At 41.7% G+C, this 22,651-nt stretch carries 18 protein-coding genes; 8 read left to right on the top strand and 10 right to left on the bottom strand.

Translation table 11 applies throughout. The features are described 5' to 3' along the window. Positions 1-39: 39 nt before the first annotated feature. From AC5590_RS31040 to AC5590_RS31030, 3 genes are all read left to right on the top strand, one after another. The gene (locus AC5590_RS31040) at positions 40-294 is read left to right on the top strand and encodes a hypothetical protein (protein ID WP_169267112.1); all 255 of its coding nucleotides are present in this window, start codon (positions 40-42) and stop codon (positions 292-294) included. A gap of 603 nt (positions 295-897) precedes the next feature. Beyond that, positions 898-2,910, top strand: coding sequence for a beta strand repeat-containing protein (locus AC5590_RS31035; RefSeq protein WP_169267111.1), 2,013 nt, complete (start codon positions 898-900; stop codon positions 2,908-2,910). A gap of 637 nt (positions 2,911-3,547) precedes the next feature. Then, complete coding sequence (locus tag AC5590_RS31030; RefSeq protein ID WP_498824199.1) at positions 3,548-4,078, top strand: hypothetical protein; 531 nt, start codon at positions 3,548-3,550, stop codon at positions 4,076-4,078. Positions 4,079-4,391: 313 nt separating this feature from the next. On the opposite strand, the gene AC5590_RS31025 is transcribed toward AC5590_RS31030, so the two are convergent. Continuing rightward, positions 4,392-6,539 carry an intein-containing RctB family protein gene (locus AC5590_RS31025; protein WP_169267109.1) on the bottom strand — a complete coding sequence of 716 codons (2,148 nt, stop codon included), beginning with the start codon at positions 6,537-6,539 and terminating at the stop codon, positions 4,392-4,394. A 312-nt stretch (positions 6,540-6,851) separates the two neighbouring features. Here AC5590_RS31025 and AC5590_RS31020 point away from each other — a divergent pair, with 312 nt between their 5' ends. Together AC5590_RS31020 and AC5590_RS31015 are read left to right on the top strand one after the other, a co-directional pair. Then, positions 6,852-7,769, top strand: a complete 918-nt coding sequence (locus tag AC5590_RS31020; protein WP_169267108.1) for a class I SAM-dependent methyltransferase — start codon at positions 6,852-6,854, stop codon at positions 7,767-7,769. After that, the gene (locus AC5590_RS31015; protein ID WP_169267107.1) at positions 7,766-8,491 is read left to right on the top strand and encodes an HAD family hydrolase; all 726 of its coding nucleotides are present in this window, start codon (positions 7,766-7,768) and stop codon (positions 8,489-8,491) included. The genes AC5590_RS31020 and AC5590_RS31015 overlap by 4 nt, the downstream gene beginning before the upstream one ends. Positions 8,492-8,531: 40 nt before the next feature. Here AC5590_RS31015 and AC5590_RS31010 read toward each other — a convergent pair whose 3' ends face one another. The 3 genes from AC5590_RS31010 to AC5590_RS31000 are packed head-to-tail and all read right to left on the bottom strand — an operon-like array spanning position 8,532 to position 12,926. After that, the gene (locus AC5590_RS31010; protein ID WP_169267106.1) at positions 8,532-9,788 is read right to left on the bottom strand and encodes an ATP-binding protein; all 1,257 of its coding nucleotides are present in this window, start codon (positions 9,786-9,788) and stop codon (positions 8,532-8,534) included. Next, positions 9,785-11,554: a beta-propeller domain-containing protein gene (locus tag AC5590_RS31005; RefSeq protein ID WP_169267105.1), complete on the bottom strand. Its 1,770-nt coding sequence runs from the start codon at positions 11,552-11,554 to the stop codon at positions 9,785-9,787. The genes AC5590_RS31010 and AC5590_RS31005 overlap by 4 nt, the downstream gene beginning before the upstream one ends. After that, positions 11,547-12,926, bottom strand: a complete 1,380-nt coding sequence (locus tag AC5590_RS31000) for an XRE family transcriptional regulator (RefSeq protein WP_169267104.1) — start codon at positions 12,924-12,926, stop codon at positions 11,547-11,549. Before AC5590_RS31000 ends, AC5590_RS31005 begins: the two co-directional genes overlap by 8 nt. A 428-nt stretch (positions 12,927-13,354) precedes the next feature. Between AC5590_RS31000 and AC5590_RS30995 the strand changes: the two genes are divergently transcribed. Then, positions 13,355-13,654, top strand: a complete 300-nt coding sequence (locus AC5590_RS30995) for a TRADD-N-associated membrane domain-containing protein (protein ID WP_169267103.1) — start codon at positions 13,355-13,357, stop codon at positions 13,652-13,654. A gap of 96 nt (positions 13,655-13,750) precedes the next feature. Here the strand turns inward: AC5590_RS30995 and lgt are convergent, their stop codons facing one another. Further along, complete coding sequence (gene lgt / locus AC5590_RS30990) at positions 13,751-14,623, bottom strand: prolipoprotein diacylglyceryl transferase (RefSeq protein WP_169267102.1); 873 nt, start codon at positions 14,621-14,623, stop codon at positions 13,751-13,753. A gap of 373 nt (positions 14,624-14,996) precedes the next feature. On the opposite strand from lgt, the gene coaD reads away from it, so the two are divergent. After that, the gene (coaD, locus tag AC5590_RS30985) at positions 14,997-15,491 is read left to right on the top strand and encodes a pantetheine-phosphate adenylyltransferase (RefSeq protein ID WP_169267101.1); all 495 of its coding nucleotides are present in this window, start codon (positions 14,997-14,999) and stop codon (positions 15,489-15,491) included. Next, the gene (locus AC5590_RS30980; RefSeq protein ID WP_169267100.1) at positions 15,458-16,153 is read left to right on the top strand and encodes a DivIVA domain-containing protein; all 696 of its coding nucleotides are present in this window, start codon (positions 15,458-15,460) and stop codon (positions 16,151-16,153) included. The genes coaD and AC5590_RS30980 overlap by 34 nt, the downstream gene beginning before the upstream one ends. Before the next feature lie 487 nt (positions 16,154-16,640). On the opposite strand, the gene AC5590_RS30975 is transcribed toward AC5590_RS30980, so the two are convergent. From AC5590_RS30975 to AC5590_RS30955, 5 genes are all read right to left on the bottom strand, one after another. Next, a complete protein-coding gene (locus AC5590_RS30975; RefSeq protein WP_169267099.1) occupies positions 16,641-18,455 on the bottom strand; it encodes a TrbI/VirB10 family protein in 1,815 nt (604 codons plus the stop codon). A 17-nt stretch (positions 18,456-18,472) separates the two neighbouring features. Beyond that, complete coding sequence (locus AC5590_RS30970) at positions 18,473-19,150, bottom strand: hypothetical protein (RefSeq protein ID WP_169267098.1); 678 nt, start codon at positions 19,148-19,150, stop codon at positions 18,473-18,475. Positions 19,151-19,163: 13 nt separating this feature from the next. After that, positions 19,164-19,988, bottom strand: coding sequence for a hypothetical protein (locus AC5590_RS30965; protein WP_169267097.1), 825 nt, complete (start codon positions 19,986-19,988; stop codon positions 19,164-19,166). A 221-nt stretch (positions 19,989-20,209) separates the two neighbouring features. Further along, complete coding sequence (locus tag AC5590_RS30960; protein ID WP_169267096.1) at positions 20,210-21,259, bottom strand: hypothetical protein; 1,050 nt, start codon at positions 21,257-21,259, stop codon at positions 20,210-20,212. Positions 21,260-21,289: 30 nt separating this feature from the next. Continuing rightward, positions 21,290-22,231 carry a hypothetical protein gene (locus AC5590_RS30955; RefSeq protein WP_211178623.1) on the bottom strand — a complete coding sequence of 314 codons (942 nt, stop codon included), beginning with the start codon at positions 22,229-22,231 and terminating at the stop codon, positions 21,290-21,292. Positions 22,232-22,651 lie beyond the last annotated feature (420 nt).

Raw genomic sequence — 22,651 nt, 5'->3', positions numbered from 1 at the left:
CAAGTATCTGCAGCAAACCCGTAATCACAAGAATTTACTATGTACAGCCAAATGCTTCAGGCTTTCACTAAAAATACCCCAATGTTGAGTGAGTCTCAACTAGTAAAGGTTCCTTTGCTGATTAAAAGCATGACACCAAAAGCCGAGATGATTGTCTTGAACACTACACACAATAAAAACGCACAAGTTGCTAAAGTGTTCATTCCACATTTCAATCTTTGTGGTGTCTCTATTTCCCATCAACAACTAAAAACTCAGCAATCAGGGACAGTGAAATTCAACAAACAAATCTGAAATAAAAACTACTCTGCCTGTTAAACCAGTGAACAGTGAACAGTGAACAGTGAACAGCTACCTACGCAGTTAACAAGGGGTGGACTCGTCCGTTTCCTGCCTGGTAACTGATAACTGATACTGCGGGTACTTGGTAACTGATAACTGTTAACAAGAGTAGGCAAGAGTTTCAACATCAGATGCAAGTACCAGACTCTATGGTAGCTCTGTTCGTGCTAAGGGTGACTAGATTTGCCCTTGAGCAAAGCTTGGTATGAGTTAACTAGAGTCAACAGCGCAACTATCGGTGATGACATAATCAGCGCGTCTATATCAGATCTAACTCATATGATCATGCCTATCAGGTCACAAGAATTCAGAATTCAAAATTATAAATTCAAAATTAATACCCCTTAGCTAAAGCCAGGGGTTTGAAATAAGGATGCGGCGTTTTTTGTTTTCCATGTCTAAAGACAGGGGCTTGCATCCTGAATGAATCAATTCAAAATTGTTTCTTGATTTTTGAACTTTGAATTTTGAATTTTGAATTCAAACTATGGTTACGTTGTTCGTGCGTAAGTCCTGATTTGGTCAAGACAAACAACAAACGAGGATTGATGAAACATGAGTACTATTAACGTGACGTCTAATGCTGACAATGGTGCTGGTTCTCTTAGAGAGGCGATCGCCCAAGCAAAATCAGATGATACCATTCAATTTGGCTCTAACCTCGCCAATCAAACAATTAACCTTACCTCAGGTGAACTCACAGTAGACAAAAACCTGACAGTTGATGGTGCAAGTACTACTGGTCTAACCATTAGTGGTAATAATGCCAGCCGAATTTTCGATGTCACAACACCAGGCTCAAGTTTTACGTTGCGAAATTTGACCCTTGCCAATGGAAAATCCAGTGGTGAAGGTGAAAATGGTGCCGGAGGTGCAATTCGGACAATCAGTAGTGATAAACTGACCACTCTCAACGTAGAGAATAGCAAATTTATAAATAACGCCTCTTCAGGAAATGGAGGAGGTGCAATTTGGGCAGGGTTTAATACAGCCAACACCATCACTAACAGTCTGTTTGAGGGTAACGATGGTAGTGTTGGTAAAAGCGAACGCGGTGGTGGAGCGATCGCAGTTAATACTAACAGTACTCTCACGGTCAAAAATAGTGAGTTCGATAATAACAAGGGAACTAATGGCGGTGCAATCAATACTGTATTGAGCACACTCACAGTAGAAGACTCTACTTTCCGCAATAATGACTCAACCGCTGGAGGTCCGATTGGTCCCAATACCATAGGTTACGGTGGAGCCATCTATACTGATGGAGCGAATGCCTCTGGACCAAATTTCGATCATGGTTCTGTAGGGGGCACAATTACTATTCGCAACAGCAAATTTGAGGGTAACAAAGCTGCTGGACAAGGGGGAGGACTCTTTCTGTATGCTTATCCTCCAGACAAGATCATCGTTGACAATTCCACAATCACTAAAAATGAGGTCGTTGCGGATAGTCAAGGTGATTCACTCGGCGGTGGTTTGCGAATTGGTAATGGTGAGTTTACTATCAACAACACTACTTTCACAGATAATCGGGCACTGAACCAAGGTGGTGGTTTGTGGGTAGGAGAACAATCACCAGGTACCATCACCAAGAGTACGTTCTCTGGTAATCGAGCCGAGAGTACTGACGGCAAAAATGGTCTTGGTGGAGCGATCGCTTTAGCTAATAACTCTAATCCCGTCACTATCGATGGTACGACTGTTGCTAACAACTACGCTGGGTGGCAAGGTGGAGGCATTTTTGGAGGAGGTTCGTCCACTACTCTTACAAATTCAACCTTTGCAAATAACGTTGCTTACAATGGCGGCAACAATTGGAACATCAAGAATCAAGCGACTGATCAACTCAGCGATGGTGGGGGAAATACTCAATGGCCAGCTAAGAACTCGAATGACCCCACTGACATCAATGTCACAGCATCTATTAATATTGCACAGCCTGACTTGAGTAATTTGCAGAACACTGGCCAAAATGTAACTAATTCTCTGACTGAGAATAATTCTAATCTGGGTACAGCTATTACCCCAGCAGCAGTGAGTGACTATAGCTCAAGTAAAGGCACTTCTGTAGACGCCATAAGCAATAGTCCCAACAATAATCCTAATGATAACCTTACCCCTGTGGCTGTTAATGGAAATAGCTCTAGCAATGCTTCGGATGGTAGTCTTACTCAAGTACCCGGTAACGATAGCTCCAGCAGCAATAGCCCTATATTCACTGAGGCTGGTAACAGTTTACTGTGTGGTAATCTTACTAAGGGTGATTATTTCTACAGTGGTCTTAGCCAGGACACTCTCATACAAGGCAAGGCTATTGACAACTCTGTCCTCACTCCTAGCCAAAGCTCTGAATTAAATTCTCAGTTGAACTCTGGACAAGACTATGTCAGCTTATTGGACACTCTGACTCCGAGTCATTTTTCAAGCAGCCAGCCTGGTCAAGATAGCTCGAATGTGGACAACATTCAGCCTCGGTCACTGGCGAATTTGGACAAAGTCAATACTCCAACGCTTAGTAGTAATCCCCAATTTTTCTCTGGACAAAGTTACTCTACTTCAACTCTGTAAGGTTATCGCATAACAAAACATGGTGGGTTAATCACTGACTATGAAGCCTAAAACACCGATAATGGATTCCAAGATCCAGCAACGCATATCAGTGCAACGCCCACACCGCGTCACACGTTATAGGCTTGCACGGCTTGTCCTGCTGGGAGTGATGACTTTTGTCCTGTCCGGCGTGCCGCCAATCATGGCGGCACAGAGCAAGCCGACTTCAAAAGCCGATTTATCGCCCGTTATGTTGGCTAGCAACACGACAAGCGAAACACGCGACCCCGCCTATTGGCCATTTGATGCACGCAGCCCGTGGAATATGCCAATCGGCTCTGAGGCGCAGTTCGAGCCGGTGAGTTCCTCCGAGTGGACGACGCAAGCGTTAAAGTACGGTCTCCAGATCAATACAACAGACTGGTCTATCCCGATCTTTATGGCTGATGCATCTGATCCGATGCGCAGCATTTATAGCACCGACTACGACAAACTTGCTTTCGAGATGCATGTGCCAGACGCCGCTGTACCGGATTCTAACGAGGACGGTCATTTGCACATCATCGACGAAACCCACAATTTTGTCATAGAGATGCTCTGGGCAAAGAGGCGGGCTGACGGCAACCTTGAAGCACCGTACCCCAACAAAATAGACTTGAAGGGTCCTGGAGTCTTTGACACCTACCACGGCTCATGTGCCTACGGTGGATCGTGTACAGCTGGGCTGATCCGCAAGGGGGAACTCCACAACGGGATTCGACACGCACTGCGAATCTCGATCACACCTGCTGTCTTAAATAAGAACACCCCTAGTGGAAAGCCTTATGTATGGCCTGCAAACTGGGCTGACGACGACGGCAATGGCAGCAGCTATACTGGGACGGGAAATGTGTACATGGGTTCGTTGTTGGCAATTCCGCCAAACGTAGACATCCAGGCTATTGTCGGACCACCGGGCACACCGATCTACGAGCTGGCTCGCGCCCTCCAAGACTACGGTGCCTATGTAGTGGATCGGGGTCACCTTAACCTGTACGGTGAACCCTCAGCAGACGAAGAGGTGAAACAGCTTTCATGGGAAGGTCTGCAAGCACTGCCAAAGTTCCTTCAGGTGGTAGCGAACAATGCTTCAGAGCGTGTTGGTGGTGGCGGGACACCTCGTCGTCCACTGGCTCCTTCGTTTTAAGTCGTTGATGGTACACAGTCCTAGGCAAACCAGAGTTATATTGCCTGTTTGATTGGCTCTTTGTATGTGCTTGATACATAGCACTTGATGTTCATTGATGCTTTCGGAAACCAAGTCTTTTAAAAAACTTGGTTTCTGAAAATCTCCTTACTTACGAGCTAATACAAAAAATATGGCGTTGCTGAATTTGGGAATGAATTATGGTTGTAGCACGATGTTCAATTTCCTGTAACCCTGTAGAACTTTCGGATGCAACGTCTCTACATCAATGGGAATTTTAAAATTCATATCTTGATTCAGCAACGCCCGGAATTCAACCCTTCACACAAAGGACTTGCTTGAGTGTTGCTACAACCTCAACCAAATCCGCTTGATTATTCATCACCTCATCTATCGGCTTGTAAGCACTGGGAATTTCATCCAAAACGCCTGTATCTTTACGACACTCTACACCTTTTGTTTGCTCAATCAAATCATCAAGCGTGTAGGTATTTTTTGCTTTATTTCTTGATAGCAAACGTCCGGCACCGTGGGAACAACTGCAAAAACTGTTGGCAGAACCCTTACCCTTAACGATGTAAGATTTAGTCCCCATCGAACCGGGGATAATGCCATAGTCTTCTTCTGTTGCCCGAACTGCACCTTTGCGAGTCACGTAGACATCCTCACCAAAATGGACTTCTTTTTCAGCGTAGTTGTGATGACAGTTCACTTCTAATAAAGGCTTCGTCGCTTTACCACCCGCTAGATGCTTTTCGACGATGCGCTTAAAACGCCCCATCATCACCTCACGGTTGAAACGCGCATAATTCTGCGCCCACTGCAAATCATGCCAGTATGCTTGGAATTCTGGCGTACCAGCGACAAAATGAGCTAAATCGGGATCAGGTAATTTATTACCCGCCATTTTTGCTAATTCTTTAGCTGTATTAATGTGGCACTGGGCTAGATTATTTCCGATGTTGCGGGAACCGGAATGTAACATCAGCCAAACTTGGTTCTCTGTATCGAGGCAAACTTCTATGAAGTGATTGCCTCCACCGAGAGAACCCATTTGTTTCATCGCTTTACCTTGCAAATTTTGAACACCTTGATGCAAGTCTTGGAAATCACGCCAGCGTTGCCAATTGGTGACACTTTTTTCAACGTCTTTATTTTCGTTGAAACCTGTAGGAATTTCTGCTTCAAGATCCAAGCGAATTTTCTTTAGCTTGCCTTCCAGTTGATCACCGTTAAATGGTGTTTTAATAGCACACATTCCGCAGTTATGAACGAAGACACCAGCTTCCAAGGCAAAATTATGATACTCCGGTACTGTTAGGCAATAAACATCCTCTGTATAGTCTAAAGGCAGTACAGCTACAACTTTGTGATTGCACTGGTGTTCTTTTTTTCGGTGGTTATGAAGTCCAATTGGTGTTTTGACTTCTGCATCACACATGTCACTGGTGTAGAATCTATTTGCAATTTCCTTGGATTTTGCTCTGCCTTTTTCACTTTGATTGTAAGCGACCAAGTGTTGTTTTCCACGTTCACCATTGCCAGCAACCGCTTGTCTAAAGTGTTCTGGTTGTTGCTGCATATATTGAAGAATATTTTGAGTTCCTCGGGCTGCGTAGTACTCATACCCTTCTGGAGTTTGAGCTTTTCTGGCAAGTGCAGTTACTCGCTTTTGTTCAAATTCTGGAGATTGCCAATGTTGGTTACGTTCAACTAAGTTACGGTGATAAGCAGAATGGTCATTATTACCCATAAACTCCAAGTTTTCTGGTCGATTGTCAGATTCATTGAAGTTGCGATGATGAATAACAGTTCTTTGCTCTTCAAATTTGGGAACCTTGCCTAATAAGCCTGATCTGGCAACAATCCAGTGTGCTTTTTGCCACCTACCCGAATAAGGTTGAGCGATTAAGGTATAGCCATCTTTGTCAACTTTAGAGTAGAACGGCATGAGGGATATCCCAGATTGAAGATTTTGAGCTTCCTTATACGTTCCATCCCGCAGCATGAATTGGTGATCAGGGGTGCAAATAATCTCTTCACCGTTATCCAGAATCACTTTTATCACAGAAGCATTACGTCTAGTCAACTTAGCAGTTGCCTTAGCTGCTACGACTTTTCCGGTAGAGGTGCAGGCATAAACAATAAACTCTTCGTTGCAATCAGCTAAGTTTTTAATTGGATATGATTTACCATCAAGCAAAGGAATCAGAGTATCGCCCACAAAGCAACCGATATCCACGCCGACTGCAGCAGGAATAATTGCTTCTTTTGTCGCAATGACAGAACCAACTAAGGCACCTTTACCCAAATGGACATCTGGCATTAAAGCTACATGTTTAAAAACAAATGGTAGTGATGCTACATTCTTTGCCATCTTGGTTTCTTCTGAAGCCAAAGGGTGATTTGCCCAAGAGAGAATGGGTGATGGTGTTGAAAGTTTTAACTCTTCGTAAGCCATAATTATTTAGAATTTTCAATTTAAAATTTCGGATTCTAGGGGCAGTTTCACTGCAATTTTAATTTTGCACAGTATTTCATTTTATTTCCTACTTATAAATAGACATGTGTTAGTTAAATGGATAATGCCCACCACAACCAGATAACGATGGGCATTACCTAAGTGCCACTCCCAGCAAGTAGCTGGCTTTGTATTATTTATATAATACATTATGTATTAACTAGATAACGAGTACTTCTTGTAAAAAATATATTAAAATTTGTAAATAAAATGACAATAAATTAAAAAAACCGACAGCTTAAACACAATCTTATGACAGTTCGTCAAGATACAATTTGGGAACGTTTTCTATCCCCTGTAGTACGTTTGCTTATTGATGAGGAAGGGTTACGGCGTTACTTTGAGAGCGTTGATTGGGAAAAAGAAAGCAGCCGCTTTCGACGCGCTGATGTCACAGTTCCGCCATACTACAGCAGCCAAAATTTTCATGGAATTAAGGATGGATATCTCAAGCCAGGTGCGGCGGTGAGCTACGATCCTATTACCCAATATGTTCTCCCGCCTACTGAAACTATAGTGCGTCAGGCAATAATCGATTCGATCAAAGTACAGCCGCGACGTATTCTTGACTTGGGCTGTGGAACAGGTTCCACAACTTTGATGTTAAAGCAGGCTTTCCCTCAGGCAGAAGTCATCGGCTTGGACTTATCGCCTTATATGTTGGTGCGTGCTTCTCACAAAGCTGAAAAGACTGGTTTAGACATTAACTGGCGACATGGGGACGCACAGAAGACGGGTTTCCCTGATGCTTCTTTCGACTTGGTTACAGCTTCTTTGTTATTCCACGAAACGCCAACAACAGTAGCTGTGGCAATTTTACAAGAGTGTTTCCGCTTGCTGGTAACTGGTGGACAAGTGCTGATTTTGGATGGAAATCAAAACACTTTGCGTCAATTAGATTGGTTGAATAATGTGTTTGAAGAGCCGTATATTCGTGAATATGCTGCTGGGAGTGTGGATGCGTGGATGGGGGAAGCAGGATTTCAAGCAGTGCAAACCCAGGATGTATGGTGGATAAATCAAGTTACAAGTGGAGTGAAACCAATTTTATCTGAAGATGGTACTGTACGAACAGATGTACGACGTTACACTTCTGTACAAAGAGACGACACAGTGGATAATGAAGATTTACAGGGTTTTCCATCTCCAGCTTTTGATACAATGCCATGAGTTTAAAGGCAGTTTTATTTGATTTTAATGGTGTCATCATTAATGATGAGTCAATCCACGAGCAACTGACAGAGCAAATTCTACTTGAGGAGAACCTCATTCTTAAGCCACGTGAGTATCGGAAAGTTTGCTTAGGACGTAACGATCGCAGTTGTTTAAAAGATTTGCTTGCTAATCGTGGTCGTGTGCTAAGTGATACTGAATTAACTAAGTTGTTCAATTCTAAAGCAAAAGGGTATGCTTTGGAACTGGAAAAAATAGAAGAGCTGCCTTTGTATCCTGGTTTAAATGACTTCATATCTCAAGTGTCTTCTCGCAATCTCAAACTCGGGATAGTCAGTGGTGCTATCCGCAAAGAAATAGAACTGGTACTTGAGCGTGCTAAACTAGCTCAATATTTCAAAGTTATTGTCGTAGGTGATGACGTTACCACCACTAAACCAGAACCTGATGGTTATTTGTTGGCTGTGGAACGCCTGAACCAGGAATATCCTGATTTGAATCTTCAACCACAAGAGTGTTTAGCGATAGAAGATACTTTTGCGGGTATCCAAGCTGCAAAACGAGCAGGTATGCAAGTGGTTGGTGTGGCGAATACTTACCCTTTCCATATGCTTCAGCGTTGCTGCAACTGGACGGTAGATGATCTGACTGACTTGGAATTGGAACGAGTGCAGGAAGTTTATTCTCAAAAAGAATTGCAAAGTACTACAGGCGCATGATAGGACAGAAAGTTTATTGTTTGAGACGGGGAAAATTAGCTCAGCATTCTCCATTTGTCTTACTAATTTGCTTTGCCAACCAAAGCCGGAAGTGAGAATGGTAGAAGCTGTAACGGGTTTCTTTACCGATGCGGTGCTGCTGTAGGAACTCAAGCCAATTTTCAAGAATTTCTTCTACATCATATTCATCTTCGGCTATTGCCTGACTAATCCCTTTTGCTGAAATTTCTCCAGTTTCCGCACAAGTGAGGACACTCAGCACTTTCAAAACCAAATCAGATAAACCCTCACTTTTCATTTTCTGCCAATGCTGCTGGTAATATGCCTCTAAACCTGGGGGAATGCAATCAAATTGGTAGGGTTGGGAGTCAAAATCCTCAGCGATCGCATTCAAAGTATGGTGCAGGTACATAAAATTATTTTCGCTTGCCGTGGTGAGGCGATGCATAACGTCAAGCAGGTGCGCGTCTGTGCCAAATTCCTGTTCATTGATGTTGTGACTTGTAGAGACGTTGCATGCAACGTCTCTACATTCGCTGGATGCAACGTTTCTACATTCCCCGTCGTGGGATAGGGAGGTTAGGTATTCTCGAATATACGCTTGCACATCTTCGCGGTTTTCTTCTGGATACTCCGATAAATCAAGTATTTGTGAAGGTGCTTCAATCAGCAAACCAGATTTTTCTCTTTTGAAGGGACGGCGAGTGAGAAGAAAATAGACTCTATCCGGCAGATATCTGGGAAGATAAAACAGATTTGTACCTGGGGGTTGGCTGTTAGGGTCAATCGCGTCTAAGGCATCAATAGCGATTATCAGCCGTTGTGGTGGTTCTAGGCGATCGCTGATTTTTTGCAGCAGGAGTGAGAGAAACCAACTTCCCTGTGTGGCGTTGTCGGGTATTGGGTATAGAGACGTTTCATCTTGTAGAGACGTTACGTGTAATGGAGCCACTCGCCTGCGCGGGTTTCCCGCGTTGAGCGATGTGGCGTTCTCTACAAGGTTGGTGCAAACTGTTTTGAGAAATTCTTCAGCCGTATTTTTGCCCACAATTTGGGCATTGTAATAAATAACGTGGTAATTTTCCGTCACGTACTTGGCAAGTATAGCACTCTTGCCGCTACCAGGAACACCAACAATGGTGAAGTAACCGCGCTTGTGACGGTGGAGAAAGTCGGTGATGGCGGTGAAGATAAATTCACGACCGATAAAATTTTGGCTTTTTTCGAGAATGATTTGTTGAAACTCGGTTGGGTAGGAGGTGGAATTGATGAGGGTTTGGGAAGGTGGGGTTTTCATGGTTTCGCCTCAATGCCTTTTAGGCGGAGGAAATGCAAGCGTCCGGATTCTTCACCTGCTACGATTGTTACGCCATCAGATGCAACAGCGCAGCATTTGATTTCACTTTCTCCTGTGAAAGAGGCAATTATTTCTCCAGATTCCAGATTCCAAACTTGGAGAGTTTTGTCAAGTGATGTAGAAACGACCTGTTTGCCACATGGTGTAACTGTTACAGTACTTATCGATTTATTATGACCTCTAAAATTGAAAATTTCTTTTCTATTTTCCAAATCCCAAACTTTGATAGTTTTATCATCAGAACCAGAAATTATCCATTTATCATCAGGTGTGACAGCCAGAGTATTTACCGAAGCGCTATGACCAGTAAGAGTGAAACATTCCTTCTCAGTTTCTAGATTCCAAACTTTGAGAGTTTTGTCCTCCGAGGCAGAAACCAAGTACTTACCATTTAAGGTGATGGCTACAGCAGTTACCGACTCACTATGACCTCTAAGAGTAAAGATTTGTTTTTTATTTTTAATATTCCAAATTTTTATACTTTTGTCTTTACAACCAGTAACTATTCTTTTTCCGTCTGTAGTTACTGTTAAAGATATTACTTCACTACTCTCTATGAAAAGTAGAATTATTTTTCCTATTAAATATAAAAATAAACCTACCAAACTTAACGTAAAGTAATGATGGAATAGCATGTATAAAAAAATACTTAAAAAAGTTTCATCTATAAATTTTAAGAAGACAAATAATTTTACTAAAATCAAGGAAAACACAACATCAAATCTTCTAAATAAGGTTTTCCTAAAAAGAGGTTTTTGTGATTGTGTTAGATCGATAACGTTAAGGTTTTTGTCCTCAGAATAGGTAATTAAGCTATTTCCATCCGTGGTTAAGGTAATAGCTTTAATTGCACTATTTTTGGATAAAAGGTATGACTGTTTTCCGTCTAAATTCCATAATTTGAGTGTACCGTCAAGTGAACCAGAAATTACGTTTTTACCATCTCTAGTCACAGTAACTGCATTCACCGAGTTATCATGATTCTTGAATGTAAACTTTTCTTCCCCAAACTGCAAATACCAGACCTTGAGTGTACCGTCAAATGAACCAGAAATCACGTATTTGCTATCAGTACTTACAGTGACTGCATTCACCGAGTAACTATGACCATTAAGGGTAAACTTTTCTTTCCCAGACTGCAAATCCCAGACTTTGAGTGTTTTGTCACTGGAAGCAGAAATCACGTATTTGCAATCTGGTGTGACGGCGACTGCATTAACCGAGTGACTATGACCGGTGAGGGTGCGAACTAACGCGCCACCAGGAGGAGTTAAGCTAGCTGTCAGGGGACGTAACCAAGTGATTTTGGTTTGCGATATTTGTTGCAGCAATCCTTGAATTTCTGGTGCATCAAAGTGCAGCAAACGCCCTGACAATTGCCCTCCTAGTTGCTTTGTATCTTCATTTAAAATATGTGCTGAGAGTCGCAACGCCCCTTGAATTAATCTCAGCGCTTTAACAGTTTGGGCATCGTATTCTGAGTAAGTTAAGAATTCTGTATCATCAATCAAATCATAATCTTCAATCAGCGCCTGCACACCAAATTTAGGATGATTAATTTTTGCTTCTATAAAGTCAAAATCAGTCAGCAGACGGCAGAGTTTCTTAACTTGACCACCTTCTAACCACAAACGTGGAACTTCACTCAAGAAAAGTTCTCTTTCTTCCGATGACTTCTCAGCTAACCAGGCGCGAAGATTACTCATAGCCAAAAAGTCCTTCTGTCATATTATCGGCAACTTCAGCGCTGATATCTGGTAAATTCACCCCCGCCGCTTGCACAATATCCTGACGATGCAAAAAATCTCGGAAACTTTCGTGATAAAACCTGTAGCGCGGTGGTTGATAATTTTCCTGTTTCTGCAAAAACTGCGCCCAGCGATCAAGAACTTCCTGCACAGTCAACTCATTCTGCTTAGAATATTTGGCAACCACTTCACGGGAAGCCGCGCTACGTAAAGCACACATCACATAAATAATCTTGATTTTATTTTTTGGTAAAGGCTTGGTTGTCATGCCCATGAGTTGCCAGTGGTTTTCATAATATCCTTGTAAACCTACAGGTAATTCATCCAGAGGTTTATTATTGTAAAAACCTTCTGCGATCGCTGGCAATACACAGCGCAAATACATAAAATTATTTTCGCTTTTTGTGGCGAGTTCTTCCACAAACTCAGTAGTTGAGAGATGATTTTGCTTTTGAATCCACTGACTCAATCCCTGTTGATATTCTCTATCATTCAGCAATAGCCAAATATATTCTTTCACATCTTGACTACTCCTATTAGCGTAGTCTCTTAAGTCCAATTCCTTAGTAGAAACGCTGGGTGAAACATTCAACCTTTTCTCATTTTGGTTATACGGTCTTCTTGTCAGCAGAAAGTAAACCCTTTCTGGAAGAATAGTAGGTAAATATAAAAGATTTCCGGTCGATTCTTGGTCAACTTCGTCGAGTGCATCAACAACAATTATCAGGCGTTCACCAACACCAATTCTTTCACTAGCTTTGATCAGCAAAGTTGATAAATCAGTATCTGCTGCATCCTGCAACTGATAACGATTCATCAATTGTTCGCGAATTTTTTTCAGGAACAATTCCGGGCGATTCATGCCCTCAGCGCGAATATTGAAAAAGCAAATTGCTTCTGGGTTATCTAATACGTACTTGGCGGCGATCGCACTTTTCCCCATACCTGCATCACCCACAACAGTGAAGTAGCCGTTGGGGTTATTGCTGAAAAACTCTTCAATAGCATCAAAGACAAATTTTCTACCACTAAATGACTCTGTTTTATCTTTTATTAATCGTTCAAATTCTGGCGGTATTTGCTGCGGATTCCAATCTTTAGGATCAACGATATCAGTTGGTTTAATATCTAAAACTTTGGCTATACTTTCAACTTGCCTTCTTTCAACTCCATTCCGGTAGTCTTTTGTACCTAATAAACGTTTAATTGTGTCCTGAGAAACTTTTGCTTTTTCTGCAAGCTTCTCTATAGTCAAACCCGCTTCTTTGTAAGCATTTCTGAGTCGAATTTTGCCTTCTTTGCTAGATTGAACCTTATCCGATTGCAGCATAGATAAAAGAGATTGATGAATCCAGATATTTAATAATGTGATAGCTCAGATATTGCACCTGCTTTCTCGTCCGCCTATAAATGAATTTCTAGGCTCAAAGGTCAAGTAAGCTAAAGCTCACTGAATATATATTTCAGTCCGTTTTAACGGACTTTGGCTATGAGCCTTGAAATTTATTTCAAGGCGTACTCACCAGTGAGATACAAGATCTAAGATAACTAATCTTTAATTTACCTGTGTAGGGCAGTTAGGTTTTATTCACTTGCCTCATCTGCCCCAAAACATAGGGCAAATCATAACTTTACACTCAACCTATCTGCTCTCGAATTTGAATTGTTGCCTCTACATAATACGAATATGCAAGTTTAAAAAACCTTGCGCTTACCACTCAATCAACACACAACACATACCACAAAAGGCAACAACTCATGAACTTCAATATTTCTTCAAAACCACAACCCAACAATAATGAAGCTGCACAAGAGATGAAAAAAAATATAATTGAAGAATTATTACGCCAAGCACGTCTCACCTTCAACCTTGCTTTAAGCGTAACCGCAGCATCTGCGATGATGACATTATCTGGTGTAGGACTTCTCTATTTAAATAAAGTACCAGAAGCCAGCCTCACCACAGGGGCAGGAATTCTTGCCAGTATTAGCAGCGTTCAGTTTGCCAAAGATGCAAAACAAGAACTGTGCGAGATGGTAGACAAGTTAGAGGAATAATCTTAGAAGTTGAATGAGTTCTTTGAGGCGGTGATACCGCCCCGAAGCCACCAATACCGGACGAAAAACGTGGGGAAGAGTGGCTTCCCCATTCCTTTACCGCCTCTGTCTATCTTCTTGAGGGCTAGAAATGACATCTGGTAAAGGACGTTTGGCAATGTAAAGCCAAGCTAACCCAGCTAAACCGAAGATTATTCCCAATAAACTCACAACTTGTGCTATTCGTAAAGGCCCAAGCATCAAACTATCCGTCCGCAGACCTTCTATCCACAGGCGTCCTAAGCTGTAAGCTGCCAAGTAAACTAGAGACAGCGTACCTGTTTTCAAAGCTGGTTTACCTGACAAACTTCTAAAAAATAAAGTGATCAGCAAGGCGAAGACCATAAGATCCCACAAAGATTCATAAAGAAAAGTGGGATGGAAAAACTCAAAATTAGCCAGTTCTGGGGGACGGTGTTCTGGTGGAATATGTAGCTTCCAAGGTACATTTGTCGGACTGCCAAATGCCTCAGAGTTGAAGAAATTGCCCCAACGTCCTATTGCTTGACCTAAAATCAGCGAAGGAGACACCAAGTCAGCCAATTGCCAGAAAGAAATCTGTTTTAATCTGGCGAATATTAATGCTGCGGTAACACCACCGATAATTGCTCCATGAATTGCTATGCCTCCCTGCCAAATAGCAATAATCCGTTCTGGGTGCTGGGCATATTCTGACCATTGAAACAAAACGTAATATATCCGTGCTGCTGGAATTGCCCCAATCACCAGCCAAATTGATAAATCGCTAATTAAATCTGGATTAACGTTACGGTGCTTAGCCAGTTTTTGGGAAAGCCAAACGCCAATCAATACTGCTGTCGCAATCAATAAGCCATACCAACGGATTGTTAATGGTCCTATTTTCACCAGAATTGGTCCTGGAGAAGAAAATTGAAATGCCAAGGGCAAGGTGGAAATATCCAGTGCCATGTAAAAGTACCTAGAAGACTAAAAAAAGGTAATGTAGATTTAAGTTGTGCTTGTTAACAGCGCCCTACGGGCAGCGATTGCAACCGGTTACGGATGAAAGAAACACTCTTAACAGGGAACACGGGAACGACAGTCAAAAATTGTTGCAAAAGCCAAACTATTGATTTTAGATCGCTGTGAGTAGAAAAGGCAGTAGAGGTAGTGTATTTATCCAGAATTTTATTTTGAAAGTAGATAAATAAAACTATGGCAGTAAGTGTGCTAAAGCTAAAAAAGATTAACATATTGAATTTCTAACTGAGAACTTGTACTTTGTTACAAATCACGATTGGTTAGATATAATCACCTAAACAACTGTGAGGCATCTGTGATCATGATTGCCATTTATCCAGGAAGTTTCGATCCTGTTACCTTAGGACATCTTGACATTATCCAACGCGGCAGTCGTTTGTTTGCTCAAGTGATTGTCGCGGTATTGCGGAATCCAAACAAAACTCCGCTGTTTACAGTGGAAAGACGGCTAGAACAGATTCGTCTGTGTACAAAACATCTCACGAATGTGGAGGTAGACGCTTTTGCTGGTTTGACTGTAAAGTATGCCCAAATGCATGGTGCACAAGTGCTATTGCGCGGTTTACGAGCAATTTCTGACTTTGAGGTAGAACTTCAGATGGCTCACACAAATAAAACCCTTTCTCATGATATAGAAACCGTTTTCTTAGCAACGTCAAATGAATATAGTTTTTTAAGTAGTAGTGTGGTGAAAGAGATTGCTAAGTTTGGTGGCTCTGTTGATCATCTTGTCCCCCCGCACGTTGCTTTAGATATTTACCAATGCTACGCCCAAAACCATCCCGTATCGAACTAAATCAAAACGGAAGCACTCCTCCTCCGCAAGAGTATCCTGCTGGAATATCGGATAATCCAGATGCTACACGAACAACAAGTGTAGATATACAGATGGAACTCAACCGCTTGGAGGAGATGATTCTTGCTGGTTTCAACATTCCACTGACGCGACGCACGATAGTAGATGAAGACAAGCTGCTTGATCAGCTTGATGAAATACGGCTTTCTTTACCTGAAGTTTTTCAGGAAGCAGCAACAATTATCCAACAAAAGGAAGATATTCTCCTGGAAGCAGAAGAATATGGACAACAAATTGTTGATGCAGCGCAAGCCAAGCGATCGCAAATCTTGGATGAAAGCGACATTATCATACAAGCAGAACGGGAAGCCGCTGAACTGCGGCGACAAGTTCAACAAGAATGTGAGCAGATGATGCAAGACACTCTTGAAGAAATTGACCGCAAACGACGCGCCTGTCAGCAAGAAATAGAGGAAATGCGGCATCAAGCTGTTGCAGAAGCAGAAGCAGTTGAACAAGGTGCTGATGACTACGCTGACGGTGTACTAGAAAATATTGAGCAGAATCTTCAGGATATGTTGCGAATCATCCGTAACGGACGTCAACAACTACTACCAGAAGCTTCTAGTGAAGATAATTCTCAATTTCCTAAAAAAAAATAATTCTAAATTATAGTTTCTTGATCTCTCAGCTTTCCACGGTTCAAAAGCCAACTGTGCCATATTATCAGGATGACCAGACTATGACTACCGACGACTAATATAAAGTTTATTTTTTACCATAAACAGACACTTCTGTCAAAGCAAATTATGGAAGCTAGTAGGTTGGGGAGCCACCGCCGGGGAGGGGTTCCCCGGCTTGAGGCGAGTGGCGTTTGACGCTGCGGTTACCTGAGATCTTGCACAATTCTCACACCTTGCATTCTCGTCCGCCTGGGATTGAAATCCCAGTCTCATAGCAAAAGTCGTCTAAAGACGACTGCATAAGCTTTGAAGTCTACTTTAGTAGACTTGGGCGAGCCTCGGAATTAATTCCGAGGCGGTCAAAATGGGCTAACTGTTAACTTGCACATTTTAGAACGGTTATACAATAAGGCTTTGAGAAACATCAAAAATCGTATACTTAAGTACCTAAGTCAATTGAGAGGAACTAAAACCGCGTTATTTGATTAGCAACGACTTCAACCTGTGTACCCGCTGGCAAATACCAAACGTTACTTTTTTGAATCATCTCGTTGATTGCTTGTTGGTTGCGCTGGTTCAGTTGGGGTACCAGGGCATTCATACCGCCTTCTAAAACTGCAGCAGGGATGTTTCTTTCTTGTTTAGTTTCGCTACAGCTTTGTGGGAAGGATACTGGGTCACCATTTCGATTAGTGTAGATAGTAGAACCACAGTTTGGATTAATTCTTGTCTCAGGACGGTTAAGTACTTCTCCTATTTTCCCAGCACCCCCCAAGGCAAATATAAATGTATCCATACCTGAGATCTTTCCAGATTTATCAGGATATTTCTTGGCAAGTAAAGGTCTTCCGCCAGGTGCACGAACTTTCATTGCACTTTGACTTAGGCGAGTTTCTGTGAGATTACTTTTATTTTGAGAAATAACTGAAACGACTGTTAGGTTAAACATTCCGGTTTCAGAAACTTGATCAAGTTGAGCTAATAATTCAGTATTTGCAGGTAGTGCGATCGCCCCATCTATAGACTTCAATGGTTGCTGCAGACGCACGACAAATTGACTATCATTTTTATTATTATTGTTATTACTATTACTACTATAATTACTATTACTTCCTATTCTATTTGCTTCCCCAAATATAGCCGTTGCTAACACAGCTTTGGCACTAGTACCCACTGCAATAGATTTACCAGTATACTGAGTAGTCTGGTTTGTTGTTTCTGGTGTCTGTTGAGAATTCGCTGTTGTATTTGTCCTATTTGGAACTGGTAAAGTTTGTACATTATCTCTACCCCTGGAATTTAATTCAGAACCCAAAGTAGATGGAGGGGAATTTGCTACTCTTGGTAGGTTTGGTGTTGGAGTGGGAGTGGCTGTTGGGGTGGGAGTGGGTATTGATAAAGAGAAGGGAATTTGTGCTAAATCCGATGGCTTTAATCCTGGAGTTGATAACTCAAAGGATGGAGATATTGAAGGTTTGGCTGTTGGTTGAGGAGGCTGAGGACGCACAGTAGGCTGAGTAGGTTGAGGAGGTTGAGTATAAGTTGGTTTTGGCTGCTGCGCTACAACACGTTGAGGAACTTTGACAATTCGTTCGACAACACGAGGTACGTAAACAGTCTGCGCTGGTGTCGGTACTCTTTGGATCACCACGCGCGTGACAGTTTGTGGTCTAATTCTTGGTTGTGCTGGAGTTGGTTTTGGCTGAGTTTGAGTAGGTCTTACAGTTTTTAACTGAAGCTGTGCTAATTTTACAGCTTTTGCTTGTTCAGCTAATGCTAGTTTTGTTTTTAAGATCTCAATTTCTTGTTGCGGTTTTAATTGCTCTATTTTGTTCGATTCATTCTCTTGACGAGTTATTTGTGGAAAATTCTTCGGCGTTTGTTTGTTTGTTCCACTCATAAGTTGAGTGAGAAACGCACCTGCTACCAAAGCCACACTTAGGGTAGCAGCACCCACCACACCTACCTTGGCAAAAGGGTTAGATGACAATGCTTGTTTTGTTTTCTGTGACGATGGATGAGAAGGTGGTGGTTCGTCAGGATTAGTACTTGGAGTCTCTGAAGGACTGCTTTCTGGATGAGATGGAGGAAACTGTTCTTCTAAACCAACTAAATTAGCCATCCGTTGATGCCAATCTGATGGTTGTACTTCATGCGAAGGATGATTGTTAGATTCAGGCTGTGAATTATTATGGTTGTTATGATTATTATGACCGTTATGATTTTTATGATTGTTATTGTTAGAATTATTAGAATTATGAGAGTTCGGTAAGTTGTTCATTGGTGTCTTTCCTTTCGCTAGGGGCATTTTTTTTGTTGAATGTCACAAATATTCGCAATTTCTAACCTCGCTTCATTAAGACGGTATATTGCTGAGTATAAAGGATTTTCTACATTCGGGATAGAAATGGCTTGTGTATCTAACGCCCGAATCAATATTTTCTTATTAAAAGGAATTGCCTCCCCGTCTTTGCTATTATAACCCGCGAAAATCAAGCGATTCGCAACGATTTCTAATTGCCATTGACCATCTGCTATTTTTTCGGGTTGAGAAATTCTGCGAATCAATAATAAGCTTTCTGCATTTCCACCAGGATTGGCTAAAACACCTTTAGGAATTCCTTGTGTCGTTTCCACTTCAAATTTTCGCCTCATATCACCAGATAAAAGTTCGGAAGTTGCTTGCCAAACTATTTGCGGTGGTTGTTTGTCTGACCAAGTAAACATCATGGTCATTGTTTCACCAACAAAACGCCGAATCGTTTCTGGATTGCGTTCTAAATTGTCTTGGGAACCTATTGTTATGGCACGACCATCAACAAGTTGCACTAAACTTTGTGGTAATTGACCACTCAGCCTTTTGAGCATAGACTGGTGAAACATCAGCAACAATATAGTTAACACATTCAACCCAAATGTTGCGACAACGAACACAGGCAGAAAATTATTTTTCTTATTTGTTTGATTAAATAGCATTCTCTTGTTCTACCTATCGTGTAAAGCTACCAGAATTAAGAACATCTCCACAGCGTTGAGACTGACTTTTTGACGAAGAATCATAACCATTTGTTAGACAGAAATCACTGACTTCGTAAATTTCTAACTTTTGGGCGCGGACACTATAGACAGCTTTCTGCAATGGAGTCAGACCGTTTGATAGAGGATGTCCATAAGAATCTACAGTTCTTACTAAAAAATCCTTATTAAAAGGAGTTAATAACTTTTTATTGTCAGTACGTCTCACCTGCACAATATTAGCAACCATACCAACTCGCCATTGACCTGGCGCGATTTTTTCAGGAGGATAAACCCGTTGGATAACTAACTGTCCTGTTAAAGCTTGCTTATTGTTTTGAGAAAAAATTTCTAGCGGTGTCATATCCGCAATTTGTGCCAAAAAACCTCCACGAAAATCTTCGGAAAGTGCAAAACTCGCTACCCAACTACTGGTCGAAACTTTTTTTGTCAAACCTTGTAAAGTCTTAACAGGTATTCCAGCATCAGTTTTAGGGTTAGTTGCTTCTTCAACAGTTGCTGGTGGAAGTGTTCCAGACCAGTTGAACGTAGCCGCCATTGTTTTAGCAACAAATTGGCGAATGACTTCCGGTTCTCGTTCGAGAGTGTCAGTTTGAGAAACTACTTTACCATCAACAAGTTGGACAAACGTCAGAGGTTTTTTATGAATGAGACCGTAGATACGTAAACCTTCAAATAATAAGAAAATTGCTGCCAATAAATGTAGACTGAAGGTAAAAATAGCAAATAGCGTTAAAAGATTGACAGAGGACTTCTTTTCTTGTAATAACTTGGTCATAATGCTAGTTACCTAGTGGTTATTTCATTCTTCTAGCCCCATAGCCCACCCGGAAATGAATTTCCCGGCTCATAATTCAAGTCCCAATACGGTTCGATTAGCTTGTTTATCTGAAGGGAGATCCCCCCAACCCCCCTTACAAAGGGGGGCTCTTTTACCTATTTATCCCCTTTTTAAGGGGGTCGCCGCAAGCGGGGGGATCTTATCCGAACCGAACTTTTCTAAACTTTTTCCTGTACCCATACAGCAGTATTGCTGATGCCGTTGAAAACGGCAAATCCTCCAGCAGCAGCCAAAGCTAAAGACATAATCGGTGCGAGAACTCCTAACAGAATCAAAAACCACATTAAGTCTGGATCAGCATTGAGATTTTGCGCAGGACCATTCACAATCACTGCGGCTGATATGACAGCAACAATATTAAAAGAAATCTTGGCAATACCCATAGACAGTAATCCCGTAAGCCATGCAAAAATTGGTTTACCAGCGACTGGTAACAAAGACCCTCCTACTGCTACAGGTCCTAAAGCTGCTATCAGTAACATTGCCACTTCTATTAAGTTTTGAAAAGCAGACTGTAAGGAAACTAAAAGATTTTTGATAATTGTTTGAGTTGTGGAACCCAACAGAGAGTTAAAACTGAATTCTGCTACATTACCAGGGGTGACCACTATCTGACTAACTTTCAGATCAAGTCTGTCTATCCAAGGTTGGAGACCGTATGTATTTCTGTACTGTTGCAAGAGGACATCTATTTTTTCCTTTGCTTTAATCAAACAATTAATTTGTTGTTGACCTGTCAGAGACTGACAAGGACGCAATAAACCACCAACAACTTCTTCAGCAACAGTCATATTCAGTGCTTGCTGATAAGTTTGATTGACATCAGCTGCTTCTACAACTTGCTGATTGATTGTGTTGAGAAAATCTCTTAATCCCAGTGTCAAATTAGACAGTGCAGTGCCATTGCCCGGATTAGCGAGTAAGATGACTACTATAAAAGGCCAAATCAAAGCCGATAGAGGACGAGAATATTCATTATTCAGGACATCTCTAATCCATTGCGCCATGAAGAAAAGCAAAGTTCCTACGGCAAAGAAAATACCTAAATTGGTGAGTGCACCGTATAAGTTATTATTCGTGTTATTTTGTAATAAATCAATCCATTGTTTATCCCAACCCTCAGCAATAGTTTGTGCAGTCACGACACCATTTGTTAAAACATTACTGGTGTCTAGTTGAGAAAAAAGATAGAGATGAGAAAGCCACATTTTTTCACCATCACTTGAGCTTGATTTATTCTATGGTGTTGTCAAGGGGGAAGGGATATTCTCTGAGGAAGGAGGATTAGTTTCTGTAGGAGAAGGATTAGTTTCTGAAGCAGGAGGATTACTTTCTGAACCAAGATTAGTTTGTAAAGGAAGAGGATTAGCGCTTTTTCTAAATAAATCTGTTTGAGAAGTGACTCGTAAAAGTCGTGCGACTTCTGCTGATGTACCCACCCTTCTGGCACGATTCGCCTCATTCATTTGCTGGGAGATATCTGCTAAATTCAAGTTGGAATATTGGATGTCATTACGCAGTTGGATTGTGTTTCCTAGGGTTTCACCTGTTATCTTGGTTTGTTCTCTTTGAATATTGATATTTTGAAATTCTGATTCTGCTATACTCCTCATGATCGGAACTAGCTGTGGTACCGCTGCTGTTAGAGCAGCCATACCCTCCAGACCGGAAGAAGGCATATCCGGTGGTAGTTGTTGGTACTGATTCCGAGCTGTATTAGCAGCTCTATTGCTCTGCTGAATAGCTTTCTCAGTATCCTGTAACTTACCTTTTAACCGAGTTTGTCCATCTCTCCCAAAAACACCTTCAACTGCACCACGGGTAATATATCGATTAATTTCACTACTCACTTCTTTACCATATACTGCTGGATTATTCTCAAATTTATCCGAAATAGAGTACTGAGTAATCTGGTCGCGAGTATACTGACTAGCATAATTAGGGTTAGGAAGATTGAGATCACCTGATGAACTTGTGATTGCTGATTGTGTCTGAAGTTCTACAGGGTTTAAAGTCTCGGAAATATTGTTTGTAATATAATTTGTAAAATCAGTTGTGTACAATTGAAAATCAGTCCAAACGGTTCCCAATTCTGCTATGGCTGGTAAGGTTCCTAAAAATGCCACGGCAAAAAAAGAAGTCATGATGATTTGAGGTTTGGCAATTTTTTTGAGCATCATATTAGCTTCGGTTTAATGACTTGCTATTCTCTTGGTGGATGTTTGAGAAGTGTTTTTCTGTCATTATGAGTGAAACACATTGGTGTGAATTTAAGTTCAAAGGTTTATACCGCGTTGGTTTTACCTCACCCTGCCCTGTCGGGCATCCCTCTCCGCGATTTCGGAGAGGGAAAGATTTTAGCGCAGTCGGCAGAGTGTGAAACACAGTGGTGTGAATTTAAGGTTAAAAGGTTTATGCCGCGTTGGTTTTACCTCACCCTGCCCTGTCGGGCATCCCTCTCCGCGATTTCGGAGAGGGAAAGATTTTAGCGCAGTCGGCAGAGTGTGAAACACAGTGGTGTGAATTTAAGGTTAAAAGGTTTATGCCGCGTTGGTTTTACCTCACCCTGCCCTGTCGGGCATCCCTCTCCGCGATTTCGG

This window comes from Brasilonema octagenarum UFV-OR1, assembly GCF_963888615.1.
In the GTDB taxonomy this organism is placed as follows: Bacteria; Cyanobacteriota; Cyanobacteriia; order Cyanobacteriales; family Nostocaceae; genus Brasilonema; species Brasilonema sennae.
This window is presented reverse-complemented; position numbering and strand designations above follow the sequence as displayed.